Source organism: Longimicrobiaceae bacterium, assembly GCA_035696245.1.
GTDB lineage: Bacteria > Gemmatimonadota > Gemmatimonadetes > Longimicrobiales > Longimicrobiaceae > DASRQW01.
On the sequence record DASRQW010000029.1, the window covers coordinates 1 to 15,632 of the forward strand.

13 protein-coding genes are annotated in these 15,632 nt (G+C 66.9%); 7 read left to right on the top strand and 6 right to left on the bottom strand.

From position 1 onward, the window contains the following. Positions 1-273: 273 nt before the first annotated feature. The 7 genes from VFE05_01100 (at position 274) to VFE05_01130 (ending at position 7,710) form a co-directional block, all read left to right on the top strand. The gene (locus tag VFE05_01100; protein HET6228640.1) at positions 274-552 is read left to right on the top strand and encodes a hypothetical protein; all 279 of its coding nucleotides are present in this window, start codon (positions 274-276) and stop codon (positions 550-552) included. Positions 553-587: 35 nt separating this feature from the next. Beyond that, positions 588-1,532 (top strand): LD-carboxypeptidase, encoded by a 945-nt coding sequence (locus tag VFE05_01105; GenBank protein ID HET6228641.1) that lies wholly within the window; start codon positions 588-590, stop codon positions 1,530-1,532. Positions 1,533-1,721: 189 nt separating this feature from the next. Further along, the gene (locus VFE05_01110) at positions 1,722-2,432 is read left to right on the top strand and encodes a type II toxin-antitoxin system HicB family antitoxin (protein ID HET6228642.1); all 711 of its coding nucleotides are present in this window, start codon (positions 1,722-1,724) and stop codon (positions 2,430-2,432) included. After that, positions 2,429-3,001, top strand: coding sequence for a cob(I)yrinic acid a,c-diamide adenosyltransferase (locus VFE05_01115; protein HET6228643.1), 573 nt, complete (start codon positions 2,429-2,431; stop codon positions 2,999-3,001). The genes VFE05_01110 and VFE05_01115 overlap by 4 nt, the downstream gene beginning before the upstream one ends. A gap of 78 nt (positions 3,002-3,079) precedes the next feature. Beyond that, positions 3,080-3,514 carry a BrxA/BrxB family bacilliredoxin gene (locus VFE05_01120; protein ID HET6228644.1) on the top strand — a complete coding sequence of 145 codons (435 nt, stop codon included), beginning with the start codon at positions 3,080-3,082 and terminating at the stop codon, positions 3,512-3,514. 374 nt (positions 3,515-3,888) lie between these two features. Beyond that, positions 3,889-5,745, top strand: a complete 1,857-nt coding sequence (locus VFE05_01125; protein ID HET6228645.1) for a long-chain fatty acid--CoA ligase — start codon at positions 3,889-3,891, stop codon at positions 5,743-5,745. A 90-nt stretch (positions 5,746-5,835) separates the two neighbouring features. Next, positions 5,836-7,710 carry a long-chain fatty acid--CoA ligase gene (locus VFE05_01130; GenBank protein HET6228646.1) on the top strand — a complete coding sequence of 625 codons (1,875 nt, stop codon included), beginning with the start codon at positions 5,836-5,838 and terminating at the stop codon, positions 7,708-7,710. Positions 7,711-7,767: 57 nt separating this feature from the next. On the opposite strand, the gene VFE05_01135 is transcribed toward VFE05_01130, so the two are convergent. The 6 genes from VFE05_01135 to VFE05_01160 form a co-directional block, all read right to left on the bottom strand. After that, complete coding sequence (locus VFE05_01135; GenBank protein ID HET6228647.1) at positions 7,768-10,464, bottom strand: NACHT domain-containing protein; 2,697 nt, start codon at positions 10,462-10,464, stop codon at positions 7,768-7,770. 417 nt (positions 10,465-10,881) lie between these two features. Next, positions 10,882-11,697 carry an SDR family oxidoreductase gene (locus tag VFE05_01140; protein HET6228648.1) on the bottom strand — a complete coding sequence of 272 codons (816 nt, stop codon included), beginning with the start codon at positions 11,695-11,697 and terminating at the stop codon, positions 10,882-10,884. A 571-nt stretch (positions 11,698-12,268) separates the two neighbouring features. Continuing rightward, a complete protein-coding gene (locus tag VFE05_01145) occupies positions 12,269-13,021 on the bottom strand; it encodes a hypothetical protein (protein HET6228649.1) in 753 nt (250 codons plus the stop codon). Continuing rightward, on the bottom strand, positions 13,018-13,425 hold the full coding sequence (locus VFE05_01150; GenBank protein HET6228650.1) for a RidA family protein: 408 nt from the start codon (positions 13,423-13,425) through the stop codon (positions 13,018-13,020). Before VFE05_01150 ends, VFE05_01145 begins: the two co-directional genes overlap by 4 nt. Then, positions 13,422-15,083: a benzoate-CoA ligase family protein gene (locus tag VFE05_01155; protein ID HET6228651.1), complete on the bottom strand. Its 1,662-nt coding sequence runs from the start codon at positions 15,081-15,083 to the stop codon at positions 13,422-13,424. Before VFE05_01155 ends, VFE05_01150 begins: the two co-directional genes overlap by 4 nt. Then, positions 15,080-15,574 carry a hypothetical protein gene (locus tag VFE05_01160; GenBank protein ID HET6228652.1) on the bottom strand — a complete coding sequence of 165 codons (495 nt, stop codon included), beginning with the start codon at positions 15,572-15,574 and terminating at the stop codon, positions 15,080-15,082. The genes VFE05_01155 and VFE05_01160 overlap by 4 nt, the downstream gene beginning before the upstream one ends. Between the last annotated feature and the right edge of the window lie 58 nt (positions 15,575-15,632).

Sequence of the window (15,632 nt, forward strand, 5' to 3'; positions counted from 1 at the left end):
GCGGACGCGCCCGGAAGCCGCGCATCAGCCCATCCTCTGATCTGTACCGAAGCCGCGCATCCGCCGAGCCCATCGATCTTCCGCACCGTCCGCTTCAGATCGTCTGCCGCCTGCCTTCAGGACCTTGGATCGGGGGGATGACGTTCGCGACGCAAGCCTGCGCATCTACCGAATCCGTTGGCCGTCGGGGGTGCGGCGGCGCGTTGTCCCGGCGAGCGGAGACGGGTATCTTGCGGCTCGTTTCCGTGAACCTCCGAACTCCGGGAGAGTGCCGTGCCGCGTCCGCGGGACCAGATCGTCGGGAACCTCGAAGCGCTGTATCGCGAGGCGTACGGCCACGCATCTGCGGCCGCAGACGCGGCGGAGATGCGCAAGCTGGACTTCGCGTTCCGGCGCGACCAGCTGTACCTGGAGGCGATCCTGGACGTGCGCGACCTGCTGGGCTCGCTTCCCGCGCCGGCGCCCACGGGCGAGGCGAAGGCGGACAAGTCCGTGCTGGAGCAGATCAACGACATCCGGCGGCTGACCACCAAGCTCCCGTTCGGCCTGTGACCGGCGAATCGCGTTCCGGAGATGTGGATCGGCCGATGGTCCGCCCGCCCGCGCTGCGGCCGGGTGCGCGCGTGTCGCTGGTCGCCCCCGCGGGCCCGCTCGCGGAAGGCGCGGTGGCTCGCGCGGCCGAGCGGGTGCGCGCGTGGGGCTGGGAGCCGCTCGTGGGGCGCTTCGCCGAGCGCCGGACGGGCTACCTCGCCGGGACGGACGACGAGCGCGCGGCGGACCTGAACGACGCCCTGCGCTCGCCGGACAACGACGCGATCTGGCTGCTGCGCGGCGGCTACGGCGTGATGCGCATCCTCCCCGACGTGGACTGGGACGCGATGGCGGCCCGCCCCCGTGCGCTGATCGGCTTCAGCGACAACACCGCGCTGCACCTGGGAATGCAGCGGCGCGGGATCGTCTCCTTCCACGGCCCGCACCCGGCGGCCGCGGAGATGACGGACTTCTCGGCTGCCGGTCTCCGGCGAGTGCTGACGGATGCGTCGCCGGCCGGCATCCTCCCCTTCCCTGGCGGCGACGCGGACCGCGCGGACACGCTGGCACCTGGCGTGGCGGAGGGACGGCTCGTCGGCGGCAACCTCGCGCTCATCGCCGCGACGCTAGGGACGCCGTACGCCGTCGATGCGCGAGGGGCGATCCTGTTCCTGGAAGAGGTCGGCGAGGCGTCGTACCGGCTGGATCGGCTGCTCACCCAGCTTCAGCTTGCCGGCGTGTTCGACGAGGTCGCGGGCATCGCGCTCGGCGCCTTCACCGAGAGCCCGGACGTGGGCCACGGGGGCATCCCCACGCCGGAGGAGGTGCTGCGGGAACGGCTGGGAAGCCTCGGGGTGCCGGTGGCGCTCGGCTTTCCGTTCGGACACGTGGACGACAACCTGACGCTTCCGCTCGGCGTGCGGGCGCGTCTGGATGCGGACGCGGGGACGCTGGAAGTGCTGGAGGACGCGGTGGATGGGTGCCCCCTCCCGCTCGCTTAGGCTCGCACCCTCCCCCACAAACTGCGTGGGAGAGGGTTGGCTTTTGTGAGGGCTGACGATGCCCGGCGTTTCGGGGGATGCGCATCTCACGTGCTTGGGACTCATCGCGATTCCGCAGCGTGCGGGGCGACGGATCGCATCGTCCGTAGGTTGTTTTGTGACTCTGACTTGATGTGGACAGGGAGATAGATGGCTGAGGCGAGGACGCGGTTTTCGGTGGGGCTGGAGCAGGGGCCGGACGGTGCGATGCTGGCGCACGGGCTCGACCTGCCGGGGTGCGCGGCGTTCGGGGACACGGCGGAGGATGCGGTTGCTGCGTTCGAGCACACGCTGCACGAGTGGCTGCGCTTCCTCGCATCCGCCGGCGAGCCGGTGCCGGGCGCGGGCGCGGAGCTGGAGATCGCGGTCGACGAGTGGATCTCGACGGACGCGGACGTGGCGGGCGGCGAGACGACGGCGTGCTTCGCGGCGGACCTGGCGGCGCTGTCGGCGGAAGAGATCGACCGCGGACTGCGGCTGCTGGGCGACTTGCGCGGACGGGTGCTGGCGCGAGTCCGTCGCCAACCGGCCGCGATCCTCGACGCGGAGAGCGAGGGCGGGTGGACGGCGCGCGGGATCCTGGAGGAGCTGGCGCGGGCGGGGTGGTGGACGCTGTCGCGGCTGGGCGCGTCGCCCATGGCGGAGGTGCCGGAAAGCACGCTGGGGCGGCTGGACACCTCGCTCGCGCTGGCGGTGCAGGTCTTCACGGCCATGCCGCCGGAGATGCGCGGCAACCGGCTGGAGCTGGAGGGCGAAGAATGGACGCCGCGCAAGGTGATGCGCCGGCTGCTTTGGCTGGAGTGGACGCTGGGCCGCGCGGCGGCGAGCGCCCTGGAACCCGTTACTGGGCAAGGCGGATGAAGATCTACACCAAGACGGGCGACCGGGGCGAGACCGGCCTGTTCGGCGGGCAGCGCGTACCCAAGGACCACGCGCGCGTGGAGGCGTACGGCGACGTGGACGAGCTGAACTCGCTCCTCGGCGTCACCTGCGCGCAGCTGGAGGCGGAGGGCGCGGGCGAGATCGTGGCGGGGCTGCGCGGGATCCAGGCGGAGCTGTTCACTGTCGGCGCCAACCTCGCCACCCCGCGCCCGGAAGACGGCGGCCGCGAGAACGCGCACATCCCCGCGCTGCGCGAGGGCGGCATCGAGGCCATGGAGCGCTGGATCGACGCGGCGGAGACGGAGATGGAGCCGCTGAAGAGCTTCATCCTCCCCGGCGGCACGGCGGCCGCGGCGTCGCTGCACCTGGCTCGCACCGTGTGCCGGCGGGCGGAGCGGCGCGTGGTGCACCTGTCGCACGAGGCGGCGGTGCCGGGCGAGATGGTGCGCTACCTCAACCGCCTCTCGGACCTGCTTTTCACGCTGGCGCGGCTGGCGAACCGGCGAGCGGGCGTGGGCGACGTGCCCTGGGTTCCGAACGCGCGGTAGAACTTTCCCGAAGTCGCGTGTATCATTCGTTCATGGATGCAGGATCGTTCCCGGAACCCCAGAGCGGAGCACGGATAGATGCCTTACGATGAACGGCTCGTAGCCCCCATGCGCCAGGAGCTGACCCGGCTTGGCGTGCGCGAGATGCGTACGGCGGACGAGGTGGACGAGGTGCTCGGGCAGGCGGACGGCACCACGCTGGTGGTGGTGAACTCGGTGTGCGGCTGCGCGGCGCGCAACGCCCGCCCGGCGGTGGCGCAGGCGCTCCAGAGCGAGGCGCTTCCGCAGAACATCACCACGGTGTTCGCCGGCCAGGACCTGGAGGCCACGCAGAAGGCCCGCAGCTACTTCCACGGCTACGCGCCCTCGTCGCCGCAGATCGCGCTGATGAAGGACGGCGACGTGGCGTTCATGCTGGAGCGCCACCAGATCGAGGGGCGCACGGCCGACCAGATCGCCGCCGACCTCAAGGCCGCCTTCGAGCAGCACTGCCGCGCTGGCGCCGAGGCGTAAGCTTCGGACCGATTGGCGTAGGACGATAGATGAGAGAGCGGGCGCCCCGGCGTCCGCTCTCTCTTCGTTTCCCCCTGAACGGCGGGCTCACGCGGAGACGCGGAGTACGCGGAGAACGGCGGGACAGCGAGTTGTTCTCCGCGTCTTCGCGCCTCCGCGTGAGATCCGTTCTTGCCTGCCCTGGGTCATTCCCCTCGGACCGAGGATGGGGGAGACGGCGAGCGTGTGGACGGTTACGCGTCGCCGCATCTTCTTGTCTTCGGGTGCGGAGCGGTCCATATTCCCGTTTGTTTCCGTTCGTGCGCTCGTCCGAATCTTCCGGCGGACATCGAACGGCTCCGCGCCTTCCGCCACACCGCACAGGGATGCCCCCGATGGCGACCGCCTCGCAGACGCTCAAGCAGTCCCGCCTGGTCCCTCTGCGGCCGGTGGAGCGCGACACGATCCCCAAGATCTTCCTGGGCGGTGTGGACCGCTTCCGGCGGCCGGACGCGCTGGCGTACAAGACGGGCGGCGAGTGGAAGCCCATCGCGCACCGCGAGGTGGAGGAGCGGGTGACGCGGCTGGCGGCGGCGCTGGCGGCCAGCGGCATCGTTGCGGGCGACCGCGTGGCGATCCTCAGCGAGAACCGGCCGGAGTGGGCGATCACCGATTACGCGGTGACGGGCATGGGCGCCATCGACGTGCCCATCTACCCCACGCTGCCCGCGAACCAGATCGCCTACATCCTCAACGACTGCGGGGCGAAAGCCGTCTTCGTCTCAAACCGCACGCAGCTGGCGAAGATCGCGGAGATCCGCGGCGAGCTGCCTGCGCTGGAGCAGGTCATCGCCTTCGAGGACCCAGGCTCGCTGCCCGGCGCGCAGAAGTTCGCGGACGTGCTGGAGGGCGGCCGACGGGCGATGGACGAAGGCCGCGCCGGCAGCTTCCGCGAGCGCGCGCAGCAGGTTCAGCGCGACGACGTGGCCACGCTCATCTACACGTCGGGCACCACGGGCAACCCCAAGGGCGTGATGCTCACGCACTGGAACCTGGCGTCGAACGTGGCCGCCAGCCAGCAGCACGACGTGCTCACGCCGGAGAAGGGCGACGTGGCGCTGTCGTTCCTGCCGCTGTCGCACGTGTACGAGCGGATGGTGAGCTACTGGTACTGGGACACGGGCATCGGCATCGCGTACGCGGAGAGCTTCGACAAGGTCGTCGACAACTTCGGCGAGGTGCGGCCGAGCGTGGCCGTCTCCGTCCCCCGCCTCTTCGAGAAGATCTACTCGCGCGTCACCGGCTCGCCCGGCCTGAAGGGCAAGATCGCGCACTGGGCCGTGCGCGTGGGCGGCCGCGTGGTGGACGAGCGCGTCGCCGGCCGCACGCCCGCAGGCGCGCTGGCGATGCAGTACAAGCTGGCCGACAAGCTCGTCTTCTCCAAGCTGCGGGAGAGGACGGGCGGGAAGATGCGCGTCTTCATCTCCGGCGGCGCACCGCTCTCGCCGGACATCGCCAAGTTCTTCTTCGCCGCGGGCCTGCCCGTGTACGAGGGCTACGGGCTGACCGAGACGTCGCCCGTGATCGCGGTGAACGGCGCGAAGGCGTGGCGGCTGGGCACGGTGGGCCTCCCCATCCCGGGCGCGGAGGTCCGCATCGGCGACGACGGCGAGATCCTGTCGCGCGGCCCCAACATCATGAAGGGCTACTGGAAGAACGATGCGGCCACGGCCGAGACCATTGACGCAGACGGCTGGTTCCACACGGGCGACGTCGGCGAGCTGGACGGCGACGGCTACCTGCGCATCACCGACCGCATCAAGAACCTGATCGTCACCGCGGGCGGAAAGAACATCGCACCGCAGCCCATGGAGAACCTGGTCGCGCTCTCTCCGTACGTCGCGCAGGTGGTGATGATGGGCGACCGGCGCGCCTTCCCCAGCATGCTCATCGTCCCTGACTTCGAGGCGCTGCTGCCGTGGGCAGCGGCGCAGGGTATCGCCACGACGGACCGGGCGGAGCTGGCGGCCGACCCGCGGGTGAACGCGCTGCTGGAGAAGGAGGCGCTGAGCCGCCTGGGCGAGTTCGCGCGCTACGAGCTGCCCAAGAAAATCGCGGTGATCCCGGAGGAGTTCAGCATCGACGCGGGGACGCTCACGCCCAAGCTGTCCATCCGCCGCAAAGCCGTGGAGGCGCAGTACAAGGACCTGATCGAAGGCATGTACGAAGGGCACTCGGTCGAACGCGACTGAATCCCTTCTCGCCACACCGGGGGCGGCGTCCGCGCCGCCCCTTGCCGCATCTTCCCCCCGCATCTCCCCGATCCCGCCCGCAGGAGGCCCATGCCCGTCTCCACGCAACCGGCCCCGTCCGCATCCGTCCGCGCGACCGCTCCCGTGACTCCATTGCTGCCGGTGGAGCGCGACACGATCCCGAAGATCTTCGTGGGCGCGGTGGACCGCTTCGGGCGGGCGGAGGCGCTGCGCTTCCACCGCGACGGGCGGTGGCAGACGCTGTCGCACGCGGAGGCGGAGCGGCGCGTGGCGGCGATCGCGGCTTGGCTGGGCTCCATCGGCGTGCGCGCGGGCGACCGGGTCGCGATCGTCTCCGAGACGCGCGCGGAGTGGGCGCTGGCGGACTATGCGATCCTGGGGATGGGCGCGGTGGGCGTGCCCGTGTACCCCACGCTGCCGCCCAACCAGGTGCTCTACATCCTCCGCGACTCGGGCGCGCGCGCCGTTTTCGTCTCCACCGCGGAGCAAGCGGCGAAGGTCGCGGCGTTGCGCGGCGAGCTGCCGGAACTGGCCGAAGCGGTGGCGTTCGACGATCCGGAGGGCGCGGCAGGCATGCTGCGGCTGGAGGACGTGATCGAGGTGGGACAGCGGGAGATCGACGCAGGCCGGGCGGAGGATTTCCGCGCGATGGCGGCGCGCGCCAAGCCGGACGACCTGGCGACGCTCATCTACACGAGCGGGACGACGGGGCTGCCGAAGGGCGTGATGCTGACGCACTTCAACATCGCATCGAACGTAGCGTCGTGCGCGCAGCAGAACGCCATGGAAGTGCGGGCGGACGACGTGGCGCTGTCGTTCCTGCCGCTGTCGCACATCTTCGAGCGGATGGCGGACTACTGGTTCTGGGACGCCGGCATCTGCATCGCCTACGCGCGCAGCATGGAGACGGTGATCGACGACTTCGCGGCGGTGCGGCCCACGGTCGCCGTCTCCGTCCCCCGCATGTTCGAGAAGGTGTACGCGAAGGTCACCGGCGCGCCGGGGCTGAAAGGCCGCATCGCGCGGTGGGCGGTGGCGGTGGGCGCGCGGGTGGTGGACGAGCGGATGACGGGGCGCGAGCCGGGCGGGACGCTGTCGATTCGATACCGGCTGGCGGACCAGCTGGTGTTCTCCAAGCTGCGGGCAAGGCTGGGCGGGAGGATGCGCATCTTTCGCTCCGGCAGCGCCCCGCTGGCGGCAGACATCGCGCGCTTCTTCTTCGCCGCGGGCGTGCCCGTGTACGAGGGCTACGGGCTTACGGAGACGTCGCCGGTGCTGACGGTGAACGTCCCCGAGGCGACGCGGCTGGGCACCGTGGGCCCCGCGATCCCCGGCGTGGAGCTGCGCATCGGCGACGGCGGCGAGATCCTGGCGCGCGGGCCCAACGTGATGCGCGGCTACTGGAACGACCCGCAGGCCACGGCGGACGCCATCGACCCGGACGGCTGGTTCCACACCGGCGACGTCGGGGAGATCGACGGCGACGGCTACCTGCGCATCACCGACCGCATCAAGAACCTGATCGTCACCGCCGGCGGCAAGAACGTGGCGCCGCAGCCGATGGAGAACGTGGCCGCGCTCTCACCCTTCGTCGCGCAGGTGGTGATGATCGGCGACCGGCGCGCCTTCCCCAGCATGCTCGTGGTCCCCGACTTCGAGAACCTGCGCCCGTGGGCCAAGTCGCAGGGCATCGCCGCGGCCGACGCGCAGACGCTCGTGCGCGACCCGCGCGTGCGCGAGCTGCTGGAGCGCGAGACGGTCGGCCGCCTGCACGGTTTCGCGCGCTACGAGCTGCCGAAGAAGATCACCCTCATCGCCGAAGAGTTCTCCATCGCCGACGGCCTCCTCACCCCCACGCTCAAGGTCAAGCGCCGCGCGGTCGAAGAGCGCTACCGGTCCGAGATCGAGGAGATGTACGCCGAGAGGTCACGTGAAGTAAGCTAGCACGGCGATAGCCCATCAAAGGTCTGTCGTCCGTTAGGGGGCCTCAACTAACAACGCTCATCTTCCTGAACCAGGCCGAGCGAAGTTGATATCTTGGGTCGCCCAGTTGACCGCCGTTGCAATCTGCTCTGCATTCCAGAGCAGAGGAAGGCGCTCATCGAGGGTAACCGCCCCTCCGTTCATCCGACTCTCAATTAAATTACCAAACGGCACCCCTCTCCACGCCGCTACTTCCCAGCAGCGTTGTGCTTCCCGCCGTACGTCTGGATTTTCGATTTCGTAGGCCAATACCAGGAATAATCCATACAATTCCTCTCCACTCAAGTCACTACGGATGGGATGCGGCGACCTCCATTTCATCCCTCCTGCCCATGTGAGAATAACACCAAAATGAGTAATCCCCCACAGACTATATTCACTGATGACTTGCTCCATTATTCGAAGGATACCGCGCATCACACCATCAAGGTAGCCGCTTCCGTGGACGGAGGATAACGCCCACAACGCAGCCAGTGCAGTGAGAGAAACCCTCCCGCTCCCGTAAGCCCTGTAATGTCGCTGTCTGCTAAAAGATCGTCCCCCTTGCCACCGGTTCATCTGCTCTGGCGTAATCTGACCACGGAGGCATGCATCATAAGCAGTGTTGAAATCACTCTGGCTAAGACGGACGATTTGTTGTTCATAGGTATTTGCTACCTGCTCAGAAAAATTCACAAAATGCTCTGCCGGACCAGAACTCGGGATGCCACTCTGAAGGTGCGGCCGCAATACCATTCCCATCGGTAAACCAACTTCGAAACTAGCGATTATCATCTGATCATCATCAAGGGTGTTCGCTTCGAGTATCGCCTCTTTTAGACCAGCCGAGACTCCAGGCCGATTCTCGGGTGCAACCCAGATGAGACCCATGAGGATGTCCAAAATGAGTTTATTTTCCGATTCAACCTCACTATTCGCATTCGGCGTCAAGAACTCCGAGTTGGTAGCGAGTTGTGTGATTACGCGCTCCGCGGAGTACTTCGCAATGGCCCGTGTAGTGGGAGGGCTTGGTACCAAAAATTCCAAGCACCGAGCAGCGAAAGAAAGTAGGGACCAAGACTCTACGTCGGAATCTTTCTGGGTCTCAGCAAGCACTCTTGCCAGCAACCGATCCCCACCACCCTCGGCTTCGCTATTCTTGATTTGGAAAGCTAATTGAGAAACCATGTCCCACTCTCGCCGCGCTAGCTTGGGCAGCAATACTTCGGCTAAAGCATCAGCCGTCTCGTGAGTACGGTTCAAATACAGAGCCGCAAAGTATTCAAGAAATGTCCGGTGCGTAAATTGATACAGCTCAACTCCTTGTCCATTGCTCCCAGTATTGGTGAAGACCCATGCTCTTCCTCGACAGTACTCAACAAAATCGCGTGCATATGCTTCAGCCTCATCGCGATCCTCAAATCGCTTTGGGGCTAAGTAATCAACGGCCTTTAGAATCAGTTGATCCTCAGTGACTCCCGTTTGCAAAGTCTCGTTCGAGTAAATCCAATACGCCAAGTAGGCTAGGGGGGGCCTGAAGTCGGATTCGAATCGGAAACGGACCGGAATTTCACGCTTCCGATCCCACTTATCGAACATCATTTCTGCGCATTTTCGATAAACGTCGGGACGATTGATCGGAATGTAATTCTCTGCTCGGTAAATAGTACACATCAAACCCAACATCAAGGGATTTGACCGCAGATCAGGGACCGAAGCACTCTCCGTCCAAAACGCCGTTATTTTTCTTCTCGCGTGCTCTGGGCGGGCTTCCTCCTCAAGCATAAACCATTTACTGACATATTCTTGCGCCTGAGCTTCGGTGAACGGCGCCAATTTGAATATTTCGAACGCACCCGGATCAAGGGGAGCTTGCTCGTATCCTACTTCCCTTGACGTCACAATGACCGGAGTAGCTGGGTACAGGTGACAGAACGACTCCACTTGAGCACTTACCTTCTGTCGCTGATTCGTCTCCAAAAGTTCATCGAGTCCATCGAAAATGACGATGGCGCGGCCATTAAGAAGCAGGTATTCAAACGCACCTGAGGGAGGATCTGTCTGGTAGGAGGAGCGTGCGTTCTCACTAATATATTGCAATATAGATAACTGGCGATTCGTCTTCTCAGCGACATACTCCCTGAGGACCACGAGGATCGGTGTTGGCGCCCGCTCCCCACAGGAAGTTGCGTCCGGAGCTTTCGATAAATTGAAGCACAGTTTAGTGGCGAGCGTGGACTTTCCTCCTCCGGGATTTCCCAGGATCACGGTCCGATGCATACGCCCCAGCATCTCCGGGATCCCGAGCGCCTCTACGACTCGCCCTTCCGGCTCTGTGGGTTCAACGAAACTAGGACTGACATAGAGGTCGTCCAATTTCACCTTTTGAGCCCCGCTGAGGTGGGGTGGGACAATAACACCATGGCGCGCATTCATCACATTACGAAATTTATCTTCGAACTGCAGAACTCCCTCCAAACTGGTTCGGGTCTCTCGACGGAGGGCAGTAATACTCTTACTAATCGCGCGTATCTCGTCGCGAAGGATATTTGTCCGCACCGCGTTCAGAGCATCAACTGCCGCGAGGGAGCCTAATTCGACTTCAACTTTCAGTGCATACCGCACACCTTCAAGGATGGCGGTGAAAAGCTCGCCTGATGGTATCTTCTTACGCTCCTCATCCAAGTGGAAATGTAGTTGTACAAGAAGGTCAAAACGAGTTCTCAGGTCGGCCATGTAGGCTTCCTCACTCATCCACTCTACGGCGAACATCTGCCGAACAACTGACTCAACCTCCGGTGAAGATAGAAAGTCAACAATTTCTCTCGGCTGTCCGATGCTATCGAACTTCCTGGAGCGCGCGATTTGGGTACACGCGGTCTGAAGTGACTGTGATGCCGTTCTATCCGGATTCTGTTCAAGTTTTTGTCTCGCGCGTACGACAGCCTGTTCGACACCAGGGTTTGTCTGAGCGTGAAGGGATTTCGCGACCCTGCCAATGACAGTGGTCAGCCCATTTGCGACTAGGCCTGTTGATATTGAAACAGTAATTGGATCCATAGTGATAGCACCTGTGTTGTGGCTAATAAGCGGGCAACCAAGCGGTTACCAGTGTGAACCACCGCGAAGCCAACGATGCGCAGCGGCGCGGAGTCACTTGCCTTTCTCGATGGCGTTGCGGGCCATGCGGTCCACGGTGCCGGGGGAGAGCAGCTTGAGCCACATCCCCAGCTTGGCGCGGCCGGTCATCACCACCTCGCGCTTGCGGCGCGCGGCGGCGTCCAGGGTGATGCGGGCGCACGTCTCCGCGGTCATCACCTCCGATTCGCGGACGGGGCTGTTGCCGTGGCCCAGCGGCTTGCCGTCGGCGCCGAACGCGCGCTCGCGGATCTCCGTGGCGACGAAGCCGGGGTGCACCATCGTCACCGTCACGCCCGTGCCGTCCAGCTCGATGCGTATGGAGTCGAAGAAGCCCGCCATGGCGTGCTTGCTGGCGGCGTAGCCGCTGCGGGTGGGCACGCCCGTCTTCGCCGTCAGGCTGCCGATGCCCACGATGCGGCCGCGGGTGCGCTTCAGGTGCGGCAGCACGTAGTGGGTGCAGAACAGGCTGCCCAGGTAGTTGATGCGCATGATGCGCTCGAACACGGACAGGTCGCTCACCTCGTCGAAGGGCGCCCACATGCCGATTCCCGCGTTGTTGATCAGCGTGTCCACGCGCCCGAATTCGTCCACCGCGCGCTGCACGAGGGCCGCGCACTGCGCCTGGTCACCCACGTCGGTGGGGACGGCGATGGCGCGGCCGCCCATCATGCGGCACTCCTCGGCCACGGCTTCCAGCCGCTCCGGCTCGCGCGCGGCGAGCGCCAGCCACGCGCCCTGGCCCGCGAGCTGGTGCGCCATCTCGCGCCCGATGCCCGCGGACGCGCCCGTCAGCACGACTACGTTCTCGCGGAATGCGGCGGTGGTCATGGCGGGCGGCTCCGGGTGCGAGTCACGGTAGATGAGGGGCGGACGATGATGCGCATCTTACGGTGTGACGCAGGGCGGGGGGAAGGGGCCCTCACCCGGCTCGTAAAACTCGCCTGCCCTCTCCCACAAACTGCGTGGGAGAGGGAACGGTGGTTTCGCGGCCGGCAGGGTGCGCGGGTCGAGTGTGCCTCCTCGCTGCGGTAGCGCTGGCGGGACTCGCGCTGCGCGCTGCGTGGGTGGGCGGCTCGAGGAAGCGCGTCGCACCGGCAAGGCTCACGGCTGCGAGTGCGCTGCTAACCCACGACACTGCTTGGGCTTGTAGGGGTGCGATTCATCGCATCCGAGATGCTTACGAATGCGCAGACGTCCGCCTGCTCGGGCGCAACTCCACGACGAGACGACCGAAATCGACGCTACGCATCCGCGAACTCGTCACGCATCCGCGGATTCGCCCACGAGAAACGGCCCCGCAATTTCAGCGGGGCCGTTTTTCGCATCGTCCATTGCCATCAACAACAATCGAGATCATTCCGTCTGACGTGAATCGCCGGAAGGTGATCCGTCGGGGAAGCTACTTCGGCAGTAGGCTAGCGGCGCGGGCGGAGAGCGAGTCGAGGGCGGCGTAGGGTTCGGCGCGGCCTGTAGCGACGTCGTAGACGAAGGCGCGCTCGGGCCAGCGTTCCTGCGGCAGATCCGGGTCCGCGGACGGGACGAGGGCGAGTACGAGTATGCGGCCCGGCGCGAGCGGGGTGGCGGCGCGGACGACGTATGGCGGGGGGAGGACGCGGCGGAGGTTCGAGCCGTCCAGGCCGCTCACGTAGACCGTGCTGGAATCGGAGCCGGTGAGCAGGCCGTCGCCGTTCGTGTCGCGAAAGGTGACATGGTAGATGATCCAGGCCTGCGCGGAATCGGGGCCGGCGCCGGGGAGGCCGACGTCGTCCACGAACGCGGGCCTGTCGAGCAGGAGCCGTCCAGTGCCTCCTCCGGGTGGGAGGAAGATGACGTTGACCACCGACTGGACACGCCCGCGGGAACTGTACGCATCCTCTTCCGCGTCGCCGCCCGCGCGGCGGACCTCGGTCATGCGCCACGCAGTGCCGGGGATCGCCCGCGGCGCGTCGAAGCGCGCGGCACGGAGCGGCGCCGCATCTCCCGACGCCGGCTTAGCGCCGGACGTGCTCGCCGCGGGCCCAGCATCTCCCGAACCGGAGGTGGCGTACGAGACCACGCTCGCCACCGTCCCGACGACGAGCCCGGCCAGCACGAGCACGCCGATGGCGAGCCATACGGCCTTTGCCGCACGGTCGAGCGACGGGCGCGTCACGGCACCACCGCCGTCGCCTCGATCTCCACCTTGGCGCGGGGCTCCAGCAGGCCCGCAACGACCACCACCGCCATCGCCGGAAAGTGCTTTCCGAAGACCTCGCGATACGCCGCGCCGATGCCGCGCCCGTCCGCCATGTAGGCCTCGCGGTCGGTGATGTACCACGTGAGGCGGACCACGTGGCGCGGCTCCGCGCCGCCCGCGGCGAGCACGGCGGCCACGTTCCGTAGCGCCTGACCCACCTGCGCCGTGAAGTCGTCCGTCTCGAACTCTCCCGTCGCCGGGTTCCAGCCGATCTGGCCGGAGGCGAAGACCATCCGCCCGCTGGCGCCCACGCCGTCTGCGTAGCCTTTCGGGCGCGCCCAGCCTTCGGGATGCAGGATCTCCATCTCCCGTTCCGTCACGGCTGCTTCTCCCGCAGGCGGAAGCGCTGGAGCTTGCCGGTGGGAGTGCGCGGAAGCTCGCTCACGAACTCCACCTGCCGCGGGTACTTGTACGGCGCGATCTGCCCTTTCACCCAGTCCTGCAGCTCCTTCACCGTCGCCGCCGTCTCCTCCGTTCCGTCGCGCAATACGACGAACGCCTTGACGACCTGGCCACGCTCCATGTCCGGCACGCCCACCACGCCGCACTCCAGCACCGCGGGGTGGTCTAGCAGCGCGTTCTCCACCTCGGGCCCGGCGATGTTGTAGCCGGACGAGATGATCATGTCGTCGCCGCGCGCCTGGTACCAGAAGTAGCCGTCCTCGTCCATGCGGTACGCGTCGCCGGTCAGGTTCCAGCCGTTCTGCACGTACGCGCGCTGCCGCTCCTCGTTGTCCAGGTAGCGGCACCCGGTGGGCCCCTGCACGGCCAGACGGCCGATGGTGCCCGGCGGCACCTCGTTCCCGGCGTCGTCCACGATGCGCGCGCGGTAGCCCGGCACCGCGCGCCCGGTCGATCCGGGCCGGATGTCATCTCCCGAAGAGCTGATGAAGATGTGCAGCATCTCCGTGGACCCGATGCCATCGATGATGCCCAGGCCGGTGGCGGCGCGCCACGCTTCGAAGGTCGCGGCGGGCAGCGGCTCGCCGGCAGAGACGCACTTGCGCAGGCTGGAGAGGTCGTGTGCGGCGACCATGTCCACCATCGCCCGGTACGCGGTGGGCGCGGTGAAGACCACCGTCGCGCGGTGCCCGGCGATGCCCGCCACCAGGTTGGGCGGCGACGCGTTCTCCAGCAGCAGCGTGGCCGCGCCGATGCGCATGGGGAAGAGGAGGATGCCGCCCAGGCCGTACGTGAACGCGAGCGGCGGTGATCCGCAGAACAGGTCTTCGGGAGATGCGCGGAGCACGTGCGGCGGAAAGCAGTCGCAGCACGCCAGCACGTCGCGGTGGAAGTGCACGGTGCCCTTCGCCTGCCCCGTGGTGCCGGACGTGAAGGCGATGAGCGCTACGTCGTCCGCCGCGGTGTCCACGTTGTCGAACTCCGCCGGCTTCCCCGCTGCCATCGCCTCCAGCGACCCCTCTCCCCCGCCGCCGAACGCCGCGACGGTGCGCAGGACGGGAGATGCGGATCGCGCCGCGTCCAGCTCCTCCGTCAGTCGGTGATCGGTGAGCGCGATGCCGATCTGCGCCTTGTCGAGGATGGCGGAAAGCTCGCGGCGGCGCAGCAGCGGCATGGTCGCGACGGCGATGCCGCCCGCCTTGAGCACGGCGAACCAGCACGCAACCATCCACGGGTTGTTGGGCCCCCGCAGCAGCACGCGGTTGCCGGGCACGAGGCCCAGGTCGTCGCGCAGCACGTGGGCCACGCGGTTCGCCGTCTCCAGCAGCTCGCGGTACGACCACCGCCCGCCGGGGAAGACGAGCGCGGTCCGGTGGCCGCCCTCGCCCTGCGCCATGCGGTCCAGCAGCTCCGCCGCGCAGTTCAGGCGCGGCGGATACGACAGCTCTGGCAGGCCGGAGTAGTCCATCACCGGCCACTGATCTCGCGGCGGCAGGTGGTCGCGCGCGAAGGTGTCGAGGTGCGCGGTGGGCGCGGACGGGAGCATGATGGGATCGCTGGTGTGGAGGGGCGTCACGGCGTCTCCCGTGTACGCGGCCCGTCGTCTCTCGCGCCGGGCTCCGCGGGTGATGTCCGGAGCGAATCCCTGGCGACGCCGAGCAGCTTCAGCAATGCCGTGACCTCACCCGCGTCCGCGGAGCGCAGCACGAAGCCCTGAGTCGCACGATCGCCGGTGAGCTCGTTCTCGAGGGCGCCAACGTGGCCCAGGTACGTGCCACCACGGTAGAACCTCGCCAATGCCGGGGGCGACGGCTCGGTGGCGAAGCGAACCTGGTTCCAGCCGGTGAGCCGCTCGTTGGCGAAACGCACCAGCGGCGCGATCTCGGCCGGGTCGCGCGTCTCGCGCACCACGCGGCGAACCGCTCCGCCGCCGATCACCTCCACGCGGTCCGCTCCCTCGATGCGCGAGAGCGTGATCGGCGGGCCGTCGAGAACACGGTTGATCGCGATGAGCCCCAGCGAGAACACCACCGCGACGGCGAGCGTCCACCACGACCGCGCGGTCACGGCGTCATGGCGGGCTGGCGATGCCGAGCCTCCGCGTCACCCAGCGCCACGACACGAG

Coding starts and splice junctions, on each gene's coding strand:
- VFE05_01105 (HET6228641.1), top strand. CDS start 588: ATGGTCCGCCCGCCCGCGCTGCGGCCGGGTGCGCGCGTGTCGCTGGTC.
- VFE05_01110 (HET6228642.1), top strand. CDS start 1,722: ATGGCTGAGGCGAGGACGCGGTTTTCGGTGGGGCTGGAGCAGGGGCCG.
- VFE05_01115 (HET6228643.1), top strand. CDS start 2,429: ATGAAGATCTACACCAAGACGGGCGACCGGGGCGAGACCGGCCTGTTC.
- VFE05_01120 (HET6228644.1), top strand. CDS start 3,080: ATGCCTTACGATGAACGGCTCGTAGCCCCCATGCGCCAGGAGCTGACC.
- VFE05_01125 (HET6228645.1), top strand. CDS start 3,889: ATGGCGACCGCCTCGCAGACGCTCAAGCAGTCCCGCCTGGTCCCTCTG.
- VFE05_01130 (HET6228646.1), top strand. CDS start 5,836: ATGCCCGTCTCCACGCAACCGGCCCCGTCCGCATCCGTCCGCGCGACC.
- VFE05_01135 (HET6228647.1), bottom strand. CDS start 10,464: ATGGCCGACCTGAGAACTCGTTTTGACCTTCTTGTACAACTACATTTC.
- VFE05_01140 (HET6228648.1), bottom strand. CDS start 11,697: ATGACCACCGCCGCATTCCGCGAGAACGTAGTCGTGCTGACGGGCGCG.